This is a genomic window from Streptomyces sp. NPDC059917 (genome assembly GCF_042730635.1).
GTDB lineage: Bacteria > Actinomycetota > Actinomycetes > Streptomycetales > Streptomycetaceae > Streptomyces.
The window spans coordinates 38,597-56,585 of the sequence record NZ_JBHWLC010000057.1; the positions used below are offsets into that span (position 1 = coordinate 38,597).

A 17,989-nucleotide genomic window follows, 5' to 3' on the forward strand; every position below is an offset into this window, starting at 1 on the left:
CCGCAGGCCCCGCCCGCCCCGTGCCCCCGGCCGCCGCCCGCGCGTCAGCGGTACCGCTTCAGCTCCCGCCGCGCCAGCGACCGCTGGTGCACCTCGTCGGGGCCGTCCGCCAGCCGCAGCGTCCGCGCGGCCGCCCACAGCTCCGCGAGCGGGAAGTCCTGGCTGACCCCGCCGGCTCCGTGCAGCTGCACCGCCTGGTCCAGGATCCCGACCACCGCGCGCGGGGTCGCGATCTTGATGGCCTGGATCTCGGTGTGCGCCCCCCGGTTGCCCACCGTGTCCATCAGCCAGGCCGTCTTCAGCACCAGCAGCCGCAGCTGCTCCACGGTCACCCGGGCGTCCGCGATCCAGTTCTGCACCACGCCCTGCGCGGCCAGCTCCTTGCCGAAGGCGGTACGGGACAGGGCGCGCCGGCACATCAGCTCGATGGCCCGCTCCGCCATCCCGATCAGCCGCATGCAGTGGTGGATGCGACCGGGACCGAGCCGGGCCTGGGCGATGGCGAAGCCGCTGCCCTCGTCCCCGATCAGGTGGGAGGCCGGGACCCGCACGCCGTCGAAGACCACCTCGGCGTGACCGCCGTGGTCGTGGTCCTGGTAGCCGTACACGCTCATGGCGCGCCGGACCTCGACGCCCGGAGCGTCCCGCGGCACGAGGATCATCGACTGCTGGCGGCGCGGATCGGCGTGGTCCGGGTCCGTCTTGCCCATCACGATGAAGACCTTGCAGTCCGGGTTCATCGCCCCGGAGATGTACCACTTGCGCCCGGTGACCACGTAGCTCCCGCCGTCCGCGGAGCGCTCGATGCGGGTCTCGACGTTCGTGGCGTCCGAGGAGGCCACCTCGGGCTCGGTCATGGCGAACGCGGACCGGATCTCCCCGGCCAGCAGCGGCTCCAGCCACCGCTTCTTCTGCTCGTCGTCCCCGAACTGGGCCAGCAGCTCCATGTTCCCGGTGTCCGGGGCCGCGCAGTTGGTGGCCATCGGGGCCAGGTGCGGACTGCGGCCGGTGATCTCGGCGAGCGGCGCGTACTGGAGGTTGGTCAGCCCGGCGCCGTACCGCTCGCCCGGCGCGCCGTGCCCGTCCTGCCCCTCCACGAAGAAGAGGTTCCACAGGCCCTGGCGGCGGGCCTCGGCCTTGAGCTCGCCGAAGACCGCCGGGGTGTCCCAGGGCGAGGCGAGGCGGGCCCGCTGCTCGGCCGCCACCGACTCCGCGGGGTAGACGTACTCGTGCATGAACGCGAGCAACCGCTCGCGGAGTTCCTCGGTCCGGGCGTCGAATGCGAAGTCCATGGGCGCGTGCCTCAGCCTTCCTGGAGGGTGGTCAGACCGTGTGCGATGAAGACCGGGACCAGCTCGCCGATCCGGTCGAAACCCGCTCCCACGGTCTGGCCGAGGGTGTAGCGGTAGTGGATGCCTTCGAGGATGACCGCGAGCTTGAACCAGGCGAAGGCCGTGTACCAGGAGATCGCCCCGGTGTCCCGGCCCGAACGGGCGGCGTACCGCTCGATCAGCTCGGCCGGCGCCGGATGGCCCGGAGCCCCGCTCGTCGTGCTCACCGGCGATTCGGTCAGCCCCAGGTCGGAGCTGTACATCACCAGCAGCCCGAGGTCGGTCAGCGGATCGCCGAGGGTGGACATCTCCCAGTCCAGCACCGCCCGGATGGTGTCGTCCGGCCCGCCGATCAACACGTTGTCGAGCCGGAAGTCCCCGTGGACCACGGTGGCGGCGGGGGAGTCGGGCAGGGCCCGGCCGAGCGCGCCGTGCAGCTCGTCGATGCCGGCCAGCTCGCGCCCCCGGGAGGCGGCCAGCTGCTTGCCCCAGCGCCGCAGCTGCCGGTCGAGGAAGCCCTCGGGGCGGCCGAAGTCCTCCAGGCCCACCGCCCGCGGATCCACCGCGTGCAGCTCGACCAGGGTGTCCACCAGGCCGAGCACCGCCCGGCGGGTCCTCTCGGGGCCGAGGGCGGCCAGCTGGCCCGCCGTGCGGTAGGGCACCCCCTCCACGTACTCCATGACGTAGAAGGGCGCGCCGAGCACCGACTCGTCCTCGCAGAGCAGCAGCGCCCCGGGCACCGGTACCGCCGTGCCGTGCAGCGCCGCGATCACCCGGTGCTCGCGGCGCATGTCGTGCGCGGTGGCCAGGACGTGCCCGAGCGGCGGCCGCCGGACCACCCAGCGCGCGGCGCCGTCGGTGAGCTCGTAGGTGAGGTTCGACCGGCCGCCCTCGATCAGCCGGCCGCTCAGCGGCCCGGACACCAGGCCGGGGCGCTCGCGGTCGAGGTGGGCGCGCAGCCGCTCCAGGTCGAGGCCCCGGGGGTCGGCGGCCGGTGGTGTGGTCATGGTGCGGACCTCCGTACGGAAGGGGCGGGAGGTGCCCGGTCGGGTGCGCGGTCGGGTGCGCGCTCAGGTGGCGCGCATGTCTCGCAGCCATCATGCCGACCGGTCGGTATGCCGTCCAGAGTGCGGACCGAAACTTCGCCCCGCGGCCGTGGCCGCCGCGCCCCCGCCGTCAGGCGTGGCAGGCGATCGGAACCCCGCCGTTCATCACCGTCATGTCCCGCAGCACCGCCATGATGTCCAGCGGCTCCCCGAGGACGCCGCCGTCCAGCTCCGCGTAGGCCCGGTGCAGGTTGGCCACCAGTCGCTCGCTCTCCCTCCACAGCGCGAACTCCCCGAGGTCCGCCCGCCGCGCGACCTCCAGCGGGGTGTCCCCCCGCTCCTGGCCCTCCCGGGCGAGCTGGTCGACGTAGCGCAGGTAGCGCTCGGTGGCCTCGTAGGCCGACGGGTCCGTCAGCGGCCCGTGGCCCGGTACGACGGTCTCCGCGTCCAGGGCGCGCAGCAGCTCCAGCGCCCGCAGCGAGCCGGCCAGCGAACCCATGGCCAGGAAGGGCGTGCCCTCGGCGAAGACCAGGTCCCCGGTGAAGACGGTCCGCTGCCGCGGCAGCCACACCACCGAGTCGCCGACGGTGTGCGCGACGCCCGGGTGGATCACCTCCACCTCGGTGTCGCCCACGTGCACCGTGGCGCGCTCGCTGTAGGTGAGGTCGGGCGCGGTGATGGGCAGGGTGCCGAAGTCGGTCTCCGGCCAGATCAGTTCGAGCTGGCGTCCCGCGTCCAACTGCTCGGAGCGGCAGCGGTCGTGGCCGAGGACGAGCGCCTCGGGGGTGAACACGGCGTTGCCGTAGGTGTGGTCGCCGTGGTGGTGGGTGTTGACCACGGTGCGCGGCAGCGGCGACCCGGTCGAGGTGATGGCGTCCCGCAGGGCCAGGGCCCGGCGTTCGGTCGCCGCGGTGTCGACGAGCAGGCTCCGCCCGCCGCCGGTCACGAAGCCGGCGTTGTTCAGGCACCAGCCGCCGTCGGGCTGTATGTAGGCGAAGACGCCGGGCGCCGGCTGGACGAGGTAGGGCTTCTCTGAGGTCATCTGCGCTCTCCCCGGGTCGCTTTGACGGGCGGGCAGCATCCTGCCAGCCCGCGCGGACCCGGGGGAGGGCGGGGTCACCGCGGAACGGGAGCCCCGGCGGTCGTCGACGGACGTCGGCAACCGGCAGCAGTCGGCAGCGGTCGTCCGCGGTCGTCAGCGCTCGTCAGTGGTCGTCGTAGTGGCCGTCGTGCTCCGCGTGCCGGTGGCCGTCGTGCACGTAGTCCACGTGGTCGCCGTGCGCGACCGACTCGTGGCCGCAGTCCGCGCCGTGCCGGTGGTCGTGCCCGGTGTGCGGCACGTGACCCGCCGGTTCGCACTCGTCCCAGTGCCCGGAGTGCTCCCGGTGCAGGTGGCCGTCGTGCGCGTAGTCGACGTGGTCGCCGTGTTCGACCGGCGCGTGCCCGCAGCCGGGGCCGTGGGAGTGGTCGTGCGTCGCGTGCTCGTGGTGCAGGGTCATCATGGCGCCGAGGCTAGTGGGGATCGGGTGGTATCTCCCGTTCCGTCACCCCTGTGTCACCGCGCCGCGGAGAAGCCGGATCATCGCACCGGCGGGTGCCCGCCCCCGGTCGAGGCCCCTCAGACGATCAGGGCCATCGCGAAGACCGCCAGGGCCACCGTCCACAGGGTGACGGCGAGCGCGGCCCGCGGCGCCAGTCCCGGCGGCCGCCCGGTCGCCAGCTCCGCCATCCTGCGGTGCGCCCCCCGCAGGAACGCCAGCCAGACCAGCACGATCAGCACGGTCGCGGCGACCGCGACCGGCGTCCCCGGCCCGTGCAGCACCTGCCGCACCCCCAGCACCGCGGCCACCGACGCGCTGAGCGTCGTGCGCCGCCACGCCATCCGGGTGCGCTCGGGCTGCAACCCGGGATCCCGCACGGGCGCGGCGGCCCCGGCCCCGCTCACCGCCCGGTCGTCCAACCCAGCAGCATGACCACCACCATCGCCACCGCGACCAGCCCCACCCCCAGGCTCAGCACCACCGGGAACGGCGACAGCGGCAGGTCCTCGCCGCGCCGCATCGCCCGCTCGCAGCGCACCCAGTGGTTCACCGCCCGCAGCGCACAGGCCGCGCCCACCGCCAGCAGCGCGAAGGCCACCCCGACGCGCACCGCCCAGCGCAGGTCCGGCAGGAACTGGTCCACCGCGAACCCGCCGCCCACCAGGGCCAGCGCGGTGCGGATCCAGGCGAGGAAGGTCCGCTCGTTGGCGAGGGAGAACCGGTAGTCGGGCGTCGCACCCTCGTCCCGGAGCCGCCGCGGCGCGAACCAGAGGCGCACGTCCCTCACGAAGTCGATCATCCGACCAATCTACTGTCCGACCTCCGGTGATCGGGGGAGCGCCCCGGCGGATCCGCTACCCCCGCGCCCGATCCCGGTGGTGCTCCTCCAGCCGCCGGTACGCCTCCAACCCGTCGGGCACCCACGGCCAGGACCCGTCGGCGGCCCGCCGCGCCACCTCCGCCGCGTCCACGAAGGCGTACCAGTCCACCTCGGAGACCTGCGGGCGCACCGGCAGGTCGCACCGGACCTCGTGCACGTACGACCACCAGGCCCCGCCCTCGCCCTCGTACAGGAACTTCAGCACCGGCGTCGGCCGCGCCAACCCGCTCACCCCCAGCTCCTCCTCGGCCTCCCGCAGCGCGGCCCCCGCGTAGTCCTCGCCCGCGCCCAGCACCCCGCCCACGAACATGTCGTAGCGGGACGGGAACACCAGCTTCGACGCGGTCCGCCGGTGCACGAAGATCCGCCCCTCGGCGTCCCTGACCCGCACGAACACGCAGCGGTGCAGCAGCCCCCGGGCGTACACCTCGCCCCGCCGCGCCCGCCCGGTGACCCGGTCCTCGCGGTCCACCACGTCCAGTACCTCGTCCGCCGGATCCATCGCGTTCATGCATCCCATCCAAGCACCGGTGTTGACTGGTTACCGCGAGGTAGCCAAGGATCTGTCCCATCCACCGAGGTCAGGACGGAAAACGCATGGGGTACGACGCAGACGTCATCGTGATCGGCGCCGGACTGGCGGGCCTCGTGGCCACCGCCGAGCTGGTGGACGCGGGCCGCAAGGTCATCCTGCTCGACCAGGAGCCCGAGCGGTCGATCGGCGGCCAGGCCCACTGGTCCTTCGGCGGCCTGTTCTTCGTGGACTCCCCCGAGCAGCGCCGCATGCGCATCAAGGACAACCACGCCCTGGCCCTCCAGGACTGGTTCGGCACCGCCGGCTTCGACCGCCCCGAGGACGCCTGGCCGCGCCGCTGGGCCGAGGCCTACGTCGACTTCGCGGCGGGGGAGAAGCGCCCCTGGCTGCACCGGCTCGGCGTCCGCTTCTTCCCCGTGGTCGGCTGGGCCGAGCGCGGCGGCTACGACGCCACCGGCCACGGCAACTCCGTACCCCGCTTCCACATCACCTGGGGCACCGGCCCCGGGCTGGTCGAACCCTTCGAGCGGCGGGTCCGGGCCGGGGTGGCCCGCGGGCTGGTCCAGCTGCGGTTCCGCCACCGCGTCACCGGCCTCTCCCGCACCGCCGGGACCCTCGACACCGTCACCGGCGAGGTCCTGGAGCCCTCCGACGCCGAGCGCGGCACCGCGAGCAGCCGCGAGGCCACCGGTTCCTTCTCACTGCGCGCCCAGGCGGTCATCGTCACCTCCGGCGGCATCGGCGGCAACCACGACCTGGTCCGCGCCCAGTGGCCCGAGCGGCTCGGCACCCCGCCCGAGCGACTGCTGTCCGGGGTCCCCGCCCACGTGGACGGCCTGATGCTGGGCATCGCGGAGCGGGCCGGCGCCAGCCACATCAACAAGGACCGCATGTGGCACTACACCGAGGGCATCGAGAACTGGAACCCGATCTGGGCCCGGCACGGCATCCGGATCCTGCCCGGCCCCTCCTCGCTCTGGCTCGACGCCACCGGCAAGCGGCTGCCCGTACCGCTCTTCCCCGGCTTCGACACCCTCGGCACCCTCGACCACATCATGAAGACCGGCCACGACCACACCTGGTTCGTGCTCAACCAGCGCATCATCGGCAAGGAGTTCGGGCTCTCCGGCTCCGAGCAGAACCCCGACCTCACCGGAAAGTCCGTCCGCGAGGTGATCAACCGGGCCCGCCAGGACGTCCCCGGGCCGGTCAAGGCCTTCATGGACAACGGCGCCGACTTCGTCGTCGAACGCGACCTCGGCGCCCTGGTCCGCGGCATGAACGCGATCACCAAGGAGGGCCTGATCGAGGAGGAAGCGCTGCGCCGCGAGATCACCGCCCGCGACCGCGAGATCGCCAACCCCTTCACCAAGGACCTCCAGGTCATGTCCATCCACGGGGCCCGCAAGTACCTCGGCGACAAGCTGATCCGTACCGCCGCCCCGCACCGGATCCTGGACCCCAAGGCGGGTCCGCTGATCGCGGTGCGGCTCTCCGTCCTGACCCGCAAGTCCCTCGGCGGCCTGGAGACCGACCTCTCCTCGCGCGTGCTCGGCGCGGACGGCGAACCGCTGCCCGGGGTCTACGCGGCGGGCGAGGCCGCGGGCTTCGGCGGCGGCGGGGTGCACGGCTACCGCGCGCTGGAGGGCACCTTCCTCGGCGGCTGCATCTTCTCGGGCCGGGCGGCGGGCCGCGCGGCGGCGAAGGCGGTGGCCTGACCCGCGGGCCGCCGGCCCCGGGGCCCCGCCACCGGGCCACCGGGGCGCCGCACTCGCCCGCTGCTCCATATCCGGCCAACAAACCGGCCGCCGCGGTCCTCGCGCCCCTCGCGACCGCGGCGACCGGGCGGTCGCGTGAGGTCCGGGGAAAGCCCAGCACGGACGGCGGCATGTCGTCGGAGTTCGCCATGCGGACGCCCCGCGTGCCCGCGCGCACCGGCGCGCGCGGGCACCGAATCGGCACAACCGCCCCAACTCCGCCACGTTGCTGACCAGTTGAAACTCGCCACCCAGTGGACTGGACCTTGACGCGGAGCTGTGCCTACCGGTTTGCTGTGCGTGATCATCCACCGCTCGTCGACCCGCGCTCGCGTTCTGGAGGGAAACCGCGGATGTCTCCGCCTCCGCCGCCCCTCGGCCGCTCGCGCAAACGCGCCGCCCAGCTCTTCGATCCGGCCCTGTGCGACACGGAACTGGTCGACGTGCGCACCCAGTTCACCCAGGGTCGGTGGGCCACCGCCCGGAGCCTGCTCGCGGCCACCGCCGACGACTGGGACCGCCGCGGCCACCGCGTCGTCGTCCTCGCCGAGACCCCGGCCGCCACCGCCTGGGCCCGGGAGTGGCTGCTCGCCGAACCGGAGAGCGCCGACGCCGCCACCCTGCTCGCCTGCGCCGCCGTCTTCACCGCCCTGCGCCGCAAGGGCACCCCCGAAGCGGCGGACGAGGCCTGCCGCCGGGCCGCCGCCCTGTTCCCCGCCGACCCCACCCCCTGGCTCGGCCTGCTGCTGCTCTCCCGCGCCTTCGGCACCGAGGAGGAGTTCAGCCGCCACTTCGACCAGGTCCGCGCCCGGCACCGGGAACACCACCACGCGCACCACGTCATGGTCGCCCGGCTCGCCGAACGCCTCCCCGGCACCGGCCACGACCCGCTCCACGAGGTCTACGACTTCGCCGCCTGGGCGGCGGAGGAGTCACCGGCCGATTCGCCGCTCGCCGTCCTCCCCGTCATCGCCCACGCCGAGCGCTACCGCGTCCTGGCCGCCGGCCACGGCGGCGGCCCGGCGGCGGCCGCGGCCGCGGAACACTGGTCCGGCCGCCGGGCCCGCCAGGTCCTGCGCTCCGCCTTCGACTGGTGGCTCGAATGGGAACGCGAGGACCACCCGCGCAACCGCGTCGACCTCAACTTCCTGGCCCACGCCAAGCTCTGCGAGGGCCGCCCCGCCGAGGCCGCCGCGCTCTTCCAACGGATCGGGAGCCACGCGACCAGGGCCCCCTGGTCCTACCCGGACCTGGACCCGCACAAGGCCTTCCTCGCCGCGCGCAGTGCCGCGCTCGGCTCCGCCTGAACCCTCCGCTCCGCGCACGTCCCCCGAACTTCCCTCTCCGAAAGGACCCCCGCCATGGCGACGGGCAGTTCCACCACGTCCCCGCGCAGCAGCGCGGCCGAGATCCGCACGTACAAGGGCCAGGACCGGGCCCTGCGCGCGGACCGCCTCGGCACCGCGGGACTGCTGCTCTCCGTACTGGCGGCCAGCGCCCCCCTGATGGTGGTGGCCGGCGTGATGCCGACCACCTTCGGCGTCATGGGGATCGTCGGCCAGCCGCTGCTGTTCGTCATCCTCGGCGTCGTCCTCGCGCTGTTCAGCATCGGCTACGCCGAGATGAGCCGGCACGTCCACAACGCCGGAGCCTTCTACGCCTACATCGCGCGCGGCCTCGGGGCCACCGCGGGCGCCGGTGCCTCCATGGTCGCCCTCGTCGCCTACAGCGCGATGCAGGTCGGCGTGTACGGGATCCTCGGCTTCGAGGTCTCCGGGCTCCTCACCACCTACCTCGACCTCCAGGTGGCCTGGTGGATACCGGCCCTCCTCGCGGTCGCCGCCACCGGCGCGCTCGGCTGGCTCAAGATCGACCTCAACGCCCGGGTGATCGGCGTCCTCATCCTCATCGAGTGCGCCCTCGTCGTCATCTTCGACCTCGCCGCCCTCGGCAAGCCCGGCGCCGAGGGCCTCTCGCTGCACGCCTTCGACCCGGCCACCCTCAGCGGCCCGGGCCTGGGCACCGCCCTGTGCTTCTGCATCGCCGCCTTCGTCGGCTTCGAGCAGGCCCCGGTCTACGCGGAGGAGACCAGCAAGCCGCACATCATCGTCTCCCGCGTCATGTTCCTCGCCGTCGGCTTCGTCGCCCTCTTCTTCGCGCTGAGCGCCTGGGCCCTCACCGTCGCCACCGGCCCCTCCGCGGTCGTCAAGAGCGCCGCCGACGCCGGCCCCGGCCTGCTCTTCCAGCTCACCGAGGCCCGCCTCGGCACCGCCTTCACCGACGTCGTGCACGTGCTCTTCGTCACCGGCATGTTCGCGGCCATGCTCAGCTTCCACAACGTCGTCGCCCGCTACGCCTTCGCCATGGGCCGCGAGGGCCTGCTCCCGGCCGCCTTCGGCCGCACCAACGCGGGCACCGGCGCTCCCGGCACCGGGTCCCTGCTGCAGACCGGCATCTCGGCCGTGGTCGTCCTCGGCTTCGCCCTCACCGACGACGCCCCGGTGGGCGACCCCACCGCCCCCGTCCTGCACCTGTTCACCTGGATGGGCAGCGTCGGCGCCCTCGGCATCACCCTCCTGATGGCCACCGCCTCCTTCGCCGTCATCGCCTTCTTCGTCCGCCGCGGAACCGCCTCCGCCCAGGTCTGGCGCCTGGTCGCGGCGGGCGCCGCCGGCCTCGCCCTGCTCGGCATCGCCGGCTACACCGTCAAGGACTTCGGCGTCCTGGTCAGCGCGGGCGAGGGCTCCGCGCTCAGCTGGGCACTGCCCGCGATCATCGGGATCGCCGCCGTGGGCGGCCTGGCGTACGGAGCGCTCCTGCGCTCCCGGCGCCCCGAGGTGCACGCCCGGATCGGCCTGGGCAACGAGGCCTTCCGCCTCGACCAGGCCGCGGAGGCCACCCCGCACGCCTGACCCGCCCGACCCGGCGACGTACGCCCGACACGCCCCGCCAAGGCCCCCGGTACCCCTTTCGAGGGGAGCCGGGGGCCTTGGCAGGTAAAGCGGTGGTTTTGGCCGGAGCACGACGGACATGGTCTCCTGGGGCGATCAAATCCGGACCGCGGGCACAGGCGAGACCACCCAGCCCTCCTGCGCGGCGGCCCGGACCTGCCTGTCCACCCCACGAAGGCGAAGTCATAGATGAGTGACCGCACCCTGGAAGAGGCCGCGTCCCGCGCCCCTGCCGCACCGAAGGCGTCCGCCCAGCCCGTTCACGTGGACGCCGGTGACGAGGGTTACAGCAAGGACCTGAAGTCCCGCCACATCAACATGATCGCGATCGGCGGAGCGATAGGCACCGGCCTGTTCCTCGGTGCGGGAGGCCGCCTCGCGAACGCCGGGCCCTCGCTCGCGATCGCCTACGCCGTGTGCGGCGTCTTCGCCTTCTTCGTCGTCCGCGCCCTGGGCGAGCTGGTCCTCTACCGACCGTCCTCGGGAGCCTTCGTCTCCTACGCGCGCGAGTTCATGGGTGAGAAGGGCGCGTACACCGCGGGCTGGCTGTACTTCCTGAACTGGTCCACCACCACCGTGGCCGACATCACCGCGGCCGCCACCTACGCCCACTTCTGGTCGATGTTCAGCGACATCCCGTCGTGGATCCTCGCGCTCATCGCCCTCTCCGTGGTCCTCACCGTGAACCTGATCTCGGTGAAGTACTTCGGCGAGATGGAGTTCTGGTTCTCGATCGTCAAGGTCGGCGCCCTCGTCGCGTTCCTCCTGGTCGGCATCTACCTCGTCGCCACGAGCCACCCCATCGACGGGCACACCCCCGGCCTCGGCTCCATCACCGACAACGGCGGGATCTTCCCCGCGGGCATGCTCCCCATGCTCCTGGTGATCCAGGGCGTCGTCTTCGCGTACGCCTCCGTCGAGCTGTGCGGCGTCGCGGCGGGCGAGACCGAGAACCCCGAGAAGATCATGCCGAAGGCGATCAACTCGATCATGTGGCGCGTCGGCGTCTTCTACGTCGGCTCCGTGGTCCTGCTGGCGCTCCTCCTGCCGTACACCGAGTACTCCGCGGACCAGAGCCCCTTCGTCACGGTCTTCGACAAGCTCGGCATCCCCGGCGCCGCGGGCATCATGAACCTGGTCGTCCTGACCGCGGCCCTCTCCAGCCTGAACTCCGGCCTGTACTCCACCGGCCGCATCCTGCGCTCGATGGCCATGTCCGGCTCCGCGCCGAAGTTCACCGCCCGGATGAACCGGGGCAAGGTCCCCTACGGCGGGGTGCTGTTCACCGCGGCCTTCGGCGTCATGGGCGTGGGCCTGAACTACTTCATGCCCGACGACGCCTTCGAGATCGTCCTGAACTTCGCCTCCATCGGCATCCTGGGCACCTGGGCGATGGTCATGCTCTGCTCGCTGCACTTCTGGCGCCGGGCCCGCGAGGGCCGCGTGGAGCGCCCGTCCTACCGGCTGCCCTGGGCCCCGTACACGCAGATCGTGACCCTGGTCTTCCTGGTCGTCGTCCTGGTCCTGATGTGGAGCGACGGCGGCGTGGGCCGCCGCACCATCCTCTTCCTCCCGCTCATCGCCGCGGCCCTGGTCGGAGGCTGGTTCATGGTCCGCCGCCGGGTCGCCGAGATCGCCACGGACCGGGAACGGGCCGCCGCGGAGCAGCGCGACTGACCGCACCCGCGGCGCACGAGCGCGCAGGGCCCCGCCGACCACGGCGGGGCCCTGCGCGCGTCCCCACCGCTTCGGCGGACTCGGTGGACTCGGTGGACAACGAAAAAGGACCCCGCCGGAGCGGGGTCCTTCACTTGTGTCCGAGGGGGGACTTGAACCCCCACGCCCGATAAAGGGCACTAGCACCTCAAGCTAGCGCGTCTGCCATTCCGCCACCCGGACAAGGTGTCTGTCTCGCGGCCCTCGCGGGCCGTTCCGACAGGGAAAACATTACCAAACATTCCGCGGCCCCGATCACACCCCCCGGTGACCGGAGAGCGCCCTTGGGCGGAGCCGTCCGGGGCGCGAGGATGGGGGCAGTGCGGTACCGATCATTGGGAGGAAGCAGCGTGAGCCAGTCGAGCGCGGGCAGGACCGTATCCGGCGAGGACGAGGTCGTCGACCTCTGCCGGGACCTCATCCGGATCGACACCAGCAACTACGGCGACCACTCGGGTCCCGGTGAGCGCAAGGCGGCCGAGTGGGTCGCCGAGCAGCTCGCCGAGGTGGGCCTGGAGCCGCAGATCTTCGAGTCGCACAAGGGCCGGGCCTCCACCGTGGCCCGGATCGAGGGCGAGGACCCCTCACGGCCCGCGCTGCTGATCCACGGCCACACCGACGTCGTCCCGGCCAACGCCGCGGACTGGACGTACGACCCCTTCGCGGGCGAGATCGCCGACGGTTGCCTGTGGGGTCGCGGGGCGGTCGACATGAAGGACATGGACGCGATGACCCTCGCGGTCGTGCGCGACCGGATGCGCAGCGGTCGCAAGCCCCCCCGGGACATCGTCCTGGCCTTCCTCGCCGACGAGGAGGCGGGCGGCACCTACGGGGCCCGGCACCTCGTCGACAAGCACCCGGAGCTCTTCGAGGGGGTCACCGAGGCGATCGGCGAGGTCGGCGGCTTCTCCTTCACCGTCAACGAGAACCTGCGGCTGTACCTGGTGGAGACCGCCCAGAAGGGCATGCACTGGATGCGCCTGACGGTGGACGGCACCGCCGGCCACGGGTCCATGACGAACAACGACAACGCCATCACCGAACTGTGCGAGGCCGTGGGCCGCCTCGGCCGCCACCAGTGGCCGGTGCGCGTGACCAAGACCGTACGGTCCTTCCTGGACGAGCTCTCGGACGCGCTCGGCACCCCGCTGGACCCCGAGGACATGGACGCGACGCTCGCCAAGCTCGGCGGCATCGCCAAGATGGTCGGCGCCACCCTGCGCAACTCCGCGGCCCCGACCATGCTCGGCGCGGGCTACAAGGTCAACGTCATCCCCGGCCAGGCCACCGCGCACGTCGACGGCCGCTTCCTGCCGGGGTACGAGGACGAGTTCTTCGCCGACCTCGACCGGATCCTCGGCCCGCGCGTCAAGCGGGAGGACGTCCACGGGGACAAGGCGCTGGAGACCGACTTCGACGGCAAGCTCGTCGACGCCATGCAGGGCGCCCTGCGGGCCGAGGACCCGATCGCGCGCGCCGTCCCGTACATGCTCTCCGGCGGTACGGACGCCAAGTCCTTCGACGACCTGGGCATCCGCTGCTTCGGCTTCGCGCCGCTCCAGCTGCCGCCCGAGCTCGACTTCGCCGGGATGTTCCACGGGGTGGACGAGCGGGTGCCGGTCGACGGCCTCAAGTTCGGCGTGCGCGTCCTGGACCGCTTCATCGACAACGCCTGAGCGACAACGCCCGGACCCGCCGGGGGAATCGGGAGGATGTGCGGATTCCACTGAGAAGAGTGAATGCGCTCATACGCTCGTAGCCCCGGTGGGAACTCCTCGTTACAGGTGGTGCGGTCCGCGGCTGGTACCGCATTGCCTACTAGGAGGAACAATGATCAAGAAGGTTGTCGCCGCTGCGGCTGCCACGGGTGGCCTCGTACTCGCTGGTGCGGGTCTGGCCGTCGCCGACGCCGGTGCCCAGGGTGCGGCCATCGGTTCCCCCGGTGTTGCCTCGGGCAACGTCATCCAGGTCCCCGTCCACGTTCCGGTGAACGTGTGCGGCAACACGATCTCCGTGATCGGCCTGCTGAACCCGGCCTTCGGCACCACCTGCGTCAACAACTGACGCTCTGAAGTCCTCAGCCCCGGAGCGCATTCCAGCGCTCCGGGGCGCAGGGCTTTCCGGGCGCTTTCTCGACGTACGAGGCGGGGGAGCCGGTACGGCCGAAGTACGTCGATCCGTAACGAACGTACAGGGCTGCGCACAGCAGACCAGGGTTGGGGACACGTCACACATGCGACACGCACGACACATCCGAGGCAGGCGGACCGCCACCAGCAAGACGCTGATCACCATGGCGGCCGCGGGCGGCCTGTTCGCCCTGGGCGGCGGATACGCCCACGCGGACGCCGGGGCCTCCGGCCGCGCCGCGAACTCGCCGGGACTGCTGTCCGGGAACGCCCTCCAGGCTCCCGTCGACGCACCGGTGAACCTCTGCGGGAACACCGTCACGGTGGTGGGGGCGCTGAACCCCGCCTTCGGCGCCGCCTGCGCGAACACCTCCGGCAAGCCGAGCGGCCACCAGGGCCACGAGCACCCGGGCCAGGACCACCCGGACGAGCCGTGCGAGCCGGACGGGCCGGGCGGCCACGGGGGCCACGGCGGCAACCCGGGCACGCCCGGCGGCCACGGCGGCCACGGCGGCAACCCCGGTACGCCGGGAGGCCACGGGGGCCACGGCGGCAACCCGGGTACGCCGGGAGGTCACGGCGGCCACGGCGGTCACGACGGGCACGGTGGCGACAACCCCGGTACGCCCGGCGGGAATCCGGGTACCCCCGGTGGCAACCCCGGTACCCCCGGCGGCAATCCGGGCACGCCCGGCGGTAACCCCGGTACCCCGGGCGGCCACACGGGCACCCCGGGCGGCACCCCGGGTACGAGCACTCCCGGTACGAGCACCCCCGGTACGGGAACCCCCGGTACCGGGAGCGGGTACGGGGCGGGCCCGGTGACCGGGACGCCGGTCAACCTGCCCGGAACCCCGAGCGGGAGCGGAACCGATGTGCTCGCCGCCACCGGGACCGGCGGCGCCGTCGGCGCGGCCGTACCGCTCGCCGGGGGCCTGCTGCTGGCCGGCGCCCTGCTCTACCGCCGGGCCCGCAACGCCGCCTGACGGGACATCACGGCGCGGGTCCCGCAGCGGGGCCCGCGCCGCACGTCACCAGGTCGCGCGTATCTGACGGATGATCCGGCGCCGCAGTCTCACCCGGCGACTCCCGTCCCGGTGCAGCGTGAGCCGGTCGAGCTCCCAGTTCCCGTACTCGGCATGGTCGGTCAGCAACCGGGTCGCCTCCTTGCGTGGCACCCCGCGCGGTACGTACACGTCGACAAATTCGTATTCCGGCATCGCATCTATTGTGCAGACGGAGCCCCGCTACGGATAGCGTCTGCCCTATGTCTGATGCCGCTCTGCCCACCGTTGCCGAGGTTCGTGCCGCCGCCGAGGCCGTCAAGACCGCGCTGGACCGTCACCTCGCGGCGGTCGAGGGCAGGTCCGGGGACGACGATCCCGCCGTCTTCGCCGCTTTCAACGAACTCGCCGCCGCCGCCGAGGAGTACGACGAGCTCCTCTACGACCGCTACGACGAGGTCACTCCCTTCGAGATCCCTTCCACCGAGGACGGCGTCCCGTACACCGGCCCCGCCGACCCCACCGCGTTCAGCGTGCTGATCCGCCGCGACTACGTCGTCGCCGAACCGCAGCGGCTGATCGCCCAGGCCGGGCGCGTGGCCGCCCACGACCGGGACGCCGAGAGCGTCCACGACGGCGGGACCGGCGGCTCGCTCGGCGTCCTGTTCGGCGAGTACGAGCCGGACGAGATCGCCTCCCGCTACAAGGAGTTCGGGCTCGAAGAGGGCGACTCCACGCTCTGGCTGGTGCCCTCCGAGGAGGCCGCGGAACCGGGGGAGTGGCTCGGCTCGCCCTTCGACCACGCCGATCCGGAACACGTCCTGCACCGGTTCGACGTGAGCTCCGTCTTCGACGACGAATTCGACGAGGACGACGCCGACGCCGAACGCCCGGACCTGGAAGCGGCCGCGCGGGAAGCGGGCAAGGGCCACTAGCCGGTTCGCCGGTCCGGGCCCCGCCGCGCCGTGTGCGCGGCGGGGCCCGCGCTCACTCCCGTGCCTCCCCGGCCGCCGCCGCGGCCGTCAGGGCCCGCAGCAGGCCGGTCAGTCGCGTCGTACGGGGCTTCGGCAGGACCTCCGCCACCGCGCGCGGCAGCGCCTGGTCCACGCCGTGCACCACGGACAGGTGCCGCTCGGCCCGCCCGAAGGCCGTGTACACCCAGTCCCGCGACAGCGCGTCCGCCGCGTCACCGGGCAGGACGACGACCACACCGGCCCACCGCTCGCCGACGGCCTGGTGCGCCGTCACGGCCCAGCCGTGCCGCACCGCCGACTCCACGGCCTCCTTCGGTACGACGACCCGCCCGCCCGCGCCGGGGCAGTCCAGGTGCAGCCCCTCGGCGTCGGCCGTGACCACCCGGCCCGCCAGCGCGCGGCCCGGGGAGGGCACGTGGACGATCCGGTCGCCCGGGTCGAAACCGCCGAACCGGCCGGGGCCCGGGTTCAGCCGCTCCTTGAGCGCGGCGTTCAGCGCCCGGGTGCCCGCCGAACCGCCGTGGCCGGGCGTGATGACCTGCACCTCCTCGGCCGGGATCCCGAAGGCCCGCGGGACGGACTCGGCCACCAACTGGACCGTGCGGTGGACGGCCTCCCCGGCGTCGCGCACCGGGACGATGACGACCTCCTTGCCGGGGGCCCCGACGGCGAGCAGCTCACCGGCGCCGATCCCGGAGACCAGCTCGCCGAGCGGGCCGGGATCCGGGACGCGGGAGGCGAGCTGCGGGCAGGCGCGGGCGGCCAGCAGGTCCGCGAACACCCGCCCGGGACCCGCGGATCCGAGCACCCCGGGATCCCCGGACAGCACCAGCCGGGCCCCGTCGGGCACGGACTCCACGAGCGCGGCGGCGCCCTCCACGTCGAGCTGCGGGGCATCGGTGACGACGAGCAGGTCCAGGGCCAGCTGGCCGTCCTGGTCCCGGCCCGGTCCCTCGGTCCCGGCCAGCAGCCCCGCGACGGTCGCGGCGCCCTCGCCCGCGCGGTCACGGGTGGCCGGGGAGTGGCAGGCGAGCCAGGCGCGGAGCCCGAGCGCCCGGGCGGTCGCCAGCAGGGCCAGCGGCTCCGCGCGGGCCGCCTCGCCGCCCGTGTGGGTGACCAGGCCGTGGCCCGCGACGGCGCGGACCAGCTCGGCGCCGGTCGGACCGGGAGCGGCCTTCGCCCACTGCTGCGGATCGGCGGCCCCGGTGAAGGTGTTGATCAGGCGGGCCAGGCCGTCGGCGAGGCTCTCCTCGGCCAGGGCGCAGCCCTCCAGGCCGATCAGGACCTTGACGGGCTGCTCCTCGTCGTCGGCGACGGGCTCGCCCACCGGCTCCTGGAAGACGAGCACGGCGCCCTCGCCGATGGCCTGCTCCAGGGCCCCGGCGGGGTCGGGCACCGCGTACTGGCCGAGGGCGCCGGTCAGCACGGCGGCCTCCAGCGCGGTGTGGCCCTTCAGGGCCGCCTGGGCCAGCAACCAGGCCACCAGCGCGGCCGTGCGGCGCTCGTCCCCGGGGCCGCAGTCGGCGCCGAGCAGGGCGCGGGCGAAGCCGTCGGCCTGGGTCGGGCGCACACCGGGTACGGCCAGCAGCTGCCAGGGGTCCTCGGTGAGCCGCCCGGCGGCGTCCTCGCCGAGGGTCTCGGCGGCCTTGACGGCGACGGCCTCGGGGCCGCCGGTACGGGCGAGCAGCGCGCGCACGGCGTCGACGCTCTGCGCGGGGGCGGGGGGCCGCGGCGCGGTCCGGGGGCGGTCGGCCGCGGGGGCCGGTGCGGGTGCGGGGACGCGCCGGGGTGCGGTCGGGGCGTCGTCGAAGTACCGGGACGGGGGCTGCTGGCCGCCCTCCACGGCGCGCACGGCGGCCAGCAGGTCCGCCGCCGTGCCGCTGAGCTTGGCCCCGGCCTCGACCGGCGCGGTCCGCTCCGCCCTGCGCCGGGCGATCCGCTCCCGCTCGACCTTCTGCGCGGCCAGCTCGGCCGCGGCCTCGCTGACCGCGGGCGCGGCGGCCGCGTCGACCCCCTCGCCCCGCCCCGATGGCCCCCCGCCCCACATGGGCGCGGTGTGGGGGGGGGGGGCGGGGGGGTGTGGGGCCCGTGCGGGCCCCCCGGCGGGGCTATAGCGGCGCGGGCC

17 protein-coding genes and 1 tRNA gene are annotated in these 17,989 nt (G+C 73.6%); 8 read left to right on the forward strand and 10 right to left on the reverse strand.

The genetic code is table 11. The features are described from left to right. Positions 1 to 44: 44 nt before the first annotated feature. The 7 genes from ACFWAR_RS28175 to ACFWAR_RS28205 form a co-directional block, all read right to left on the reverse strand. Complete coding sequence (locus ACFWAR_RS28175; protein ID WP_385782780.1) at positions 45 to 1,292, reverse strand: acyl-CoA dehydrogenase family protein; 1,248 nt, start codon at positions 1,290 to 1,292, stop codon at positions 45 to 47. A gap of 11 nt (positions 1,293 to 1,303) precedes the next feature. Then, positions 1,304 to 2,338: a phosphotransferase family protein gene (locus ACFWAR_RS28180; protein ID WP_385782783.1), complete on the reverse strand. Its 1,035-nt coding sequence runs from the start codon at positions 2,336 to 2,338 to the stop codon at positions 1,304 to 1,306. A 169-nt stretch (positions 2,339 to 2,507) separates the two neighbouring features. Then, on the reverse strand, positions 2,508 to 3,419 hold the full coding sequence (locus tag ACFWAR_RS28185) for an MBL fold metallo-hydrolase (RefSeq protein WP_385782786.1): 912 nt from the start codon (positions 3,417 to 3,419) through the stop codon (positions 2,508 to 2,510). A gap of 163 nt (positions 3,420 to 3,582) precedes the next feature. Next, positions 3,583 to 3,879 carry a hypothetical protein gene (locus ACFWAR_RS28190; protein WP_385782788.1) on the reverse strand — a complete coding sequence of 99 codons (297 nt, stop codon included), beginning with the start codon at positions 3,877 to 3,879 and terminating at the stop codon, positions 3,583 to 3,585. Positions 3,880 to 3,995: 116 nt separating this feature from the next. After that, the gene (locus ACFWAR_RS28195) at positions 3,996 to 4,337 is read right to left on the reverse strand and encodes a DUF202 domain-containing protein (protein WP_385782791.1); all 342 of its coding nucleotides are present in this window, start codon (positions 4,335 to 4,337) and stop codon (positions 3,996 to 3,998) included. Next, positions 4,319 to 4,717: a YidH family protein gene (locus ACFWAR_RS28200; RefSeq protein WP_385782794.1), complete on the reverse strand. Its 399-nt coding sequence runs from the start codon at positions 4,715 to 4,717 to the stop codon at positions 4,319 to 4,321. The genes ACFWAR_RS28195 and ACFWAR_RS28200 overlap by 19 nt, the downstream gene beginning before the upstream one ends. A gap of 55 nt (positions 4,718 to 4,772) precedes the next feature. Further along, positions 4,773 to 5,300: an NUDIX hydrolase gene (locus ACFWAR_RS28205; RefSeq protein WP_385782828.1), complete on the reverse strand. Its 528-nt coding sequence runs from the start codon at positions 5,298 to 5,300 to the stop codon at positions 4,773 to 4,775. A 95-nt stretch (positions 5,301 to 5,395) separates the two neighbouring features. On the opposite strand from ACFWAR_RS28205, the gene ACFWAR_RS28210 reads away from it, so the two are divergent. The 4 genes from ACFWAR_RS28210 (at position 5,396) to ACFWAR_RS28225 (ending at position 11,718) form a co-directional block, all read left to right on the forward strand. Further along, on the forward strand, positions 5,396 to 7,051 hold the full coding sequence (locus ACFWAR_RS28210) for an FAD-binding dehydrogenase (protein ID WP_385782797.1): 1,656 nt from the start codon (positions 5,396 to 5,398) through the stop codon (positions 7,049 to 7,051). Between the two features lie 392 nt (positions 7,052 to 7,443). Beyond that, on the forward strand, positions 7,444 to 8,397 hold the full coding sequence (locus ACFWAR_RS28215) for a hypothetical protein (protein WP_385782799.1): 954 nt from the start codon (positions 7,444 to 7,446) through the stop codon (positions 8,395 to 8,397). A 54-nt stretch (positions 8,398 to 8,451) separates the two neighbouring features. Then, a complete protein-coding gene (locus tag ACFWAR_RS28220) occupies positions 8,452 to 10,002 on the forward strand; it encodes an APC family permease (RefSeq protein ID WP_385782802.1) in 1,551 nt (516 codons plus the stop codon). A 228-nt stretch (positions 10,003 to 10,230) separates the two neighbouring features. Then, the gene (locus tag ACFWAR_RS28225; protein ID WP_385782804.1) at positions 10,231 to 11,718 is read left to right on the forward strand and encodes an amino acid permease; all 1,488 of its coding nucleotides are present in this window, start codon (positions 10,231 to 10,233) and stop codon (positions 11,716 to 11,718) included. 137 nt (positions 11,719 to 11,855) lie between these two features. On the opposite strand, the gene ACFWAR_RS28230 is transcribed toward ACFWAR_RS28225, so the two are convergent. After that, positions 11,856 to 11,940, reverse strand: a tRNA-Leu gene (locus ACFWAR_RS28230). A gap of 167 nt (positions 11,941 to 12,107) precedes the next feature. On the opposite strand from ACFWAR_RS28230, the gene ACFWAR_RS28235 reads away from it, so the two are divergent. The 3 genes from ACFWAR_RS28235 to ACFWAR_RS28245 all read left to right on the forward strand — a co-directional run bounded on the left by ACFWAR_RS28235 (position 12,108) and on the right by ACFWAR_RS28245 (position 14,872). Then, positions 12,108 to 13,433, forward strand: coding sequence for a M20/M25/M40 family metallo-hydrolase (locus ACFWAR_RS28235; RefSeq protein ID WP_385782807.1), 1,326 nt, complete (start codon positions 12,108 to 12,110; stop codon positions 13,431 to 13,433). A gap of 154 nt (positions 13,434 to 13,587) precedes the next feature. Continuing rightward, complete coding sequence (gene chpH / locus ACFWAR_RS28240) at positions 13,588 to 13,821, forward strand: chaplin ChpH (protein WP_354383597.1); 234 nt, start codon at positions 13,588 to 13,590, stop codon at positions 13,819 to 13,821. 169 nt (positions 13,822 to 13,990) lie between these two features. Beyond that, complete coding sequence (locus ACFWAR_RS28245) at positions 13,991 to 14,872, forward strand: chaplin (RefSeq protein ID WP_385782810.1); 882 nt, start codon at positions 13,991 to 13,993, stop codon at positions 14,870 to 14,872. Positions 14,873 to 14,917: 45 nt separating this feature from the next. Here the strand turns inward: ACFWAR_RS28245 and ACFWAR_RS28250 are convergent, their stop codons facing one another. Further along, a complete protein-coding gene (locus ACFWAR_RS28250) occupies positions 14,918 to 15,106 on the reverse strand; it encodes a DUF5703 family protein (protein ID WP_283452490.1) in 189 nt (62 codons plus the stop codon). Positions 15,107 to 15,153: 47 nt separating this feature from the next. On the opposite strand from ACFWAR_RS28250, the gene ACFWAR_RS28255 reads away from it, so the two are divergent. Beyond that, the gene (locus ACFWAR_RS28255) at positions 15,154 to 15,825 is read left to right on the forward strand and encodes a hypothetical protein (protein WP_385782813.1); all 672 of its coding nucleotides are present in this window, start codon (positions 15,154 to 15,156) and stop codon (positions 15,823 to 15,825) included. A 52-nt stretch (positions 15,826 to 15,877) separates the two neighbouring features. Here the strand turns inward: ACFWAR_RS28255 and ACFWAR_RS28260 are convergent. Further along, positions 15,878 to 17,989, reverse strand: a 2,112-nt coding sequence (locus ACFWAR_RS28260) for a helix-hairpin-helix domain-containing protein (protein WP_385782814.1), incomplete at its 5' end; no start/stop codon positions are given.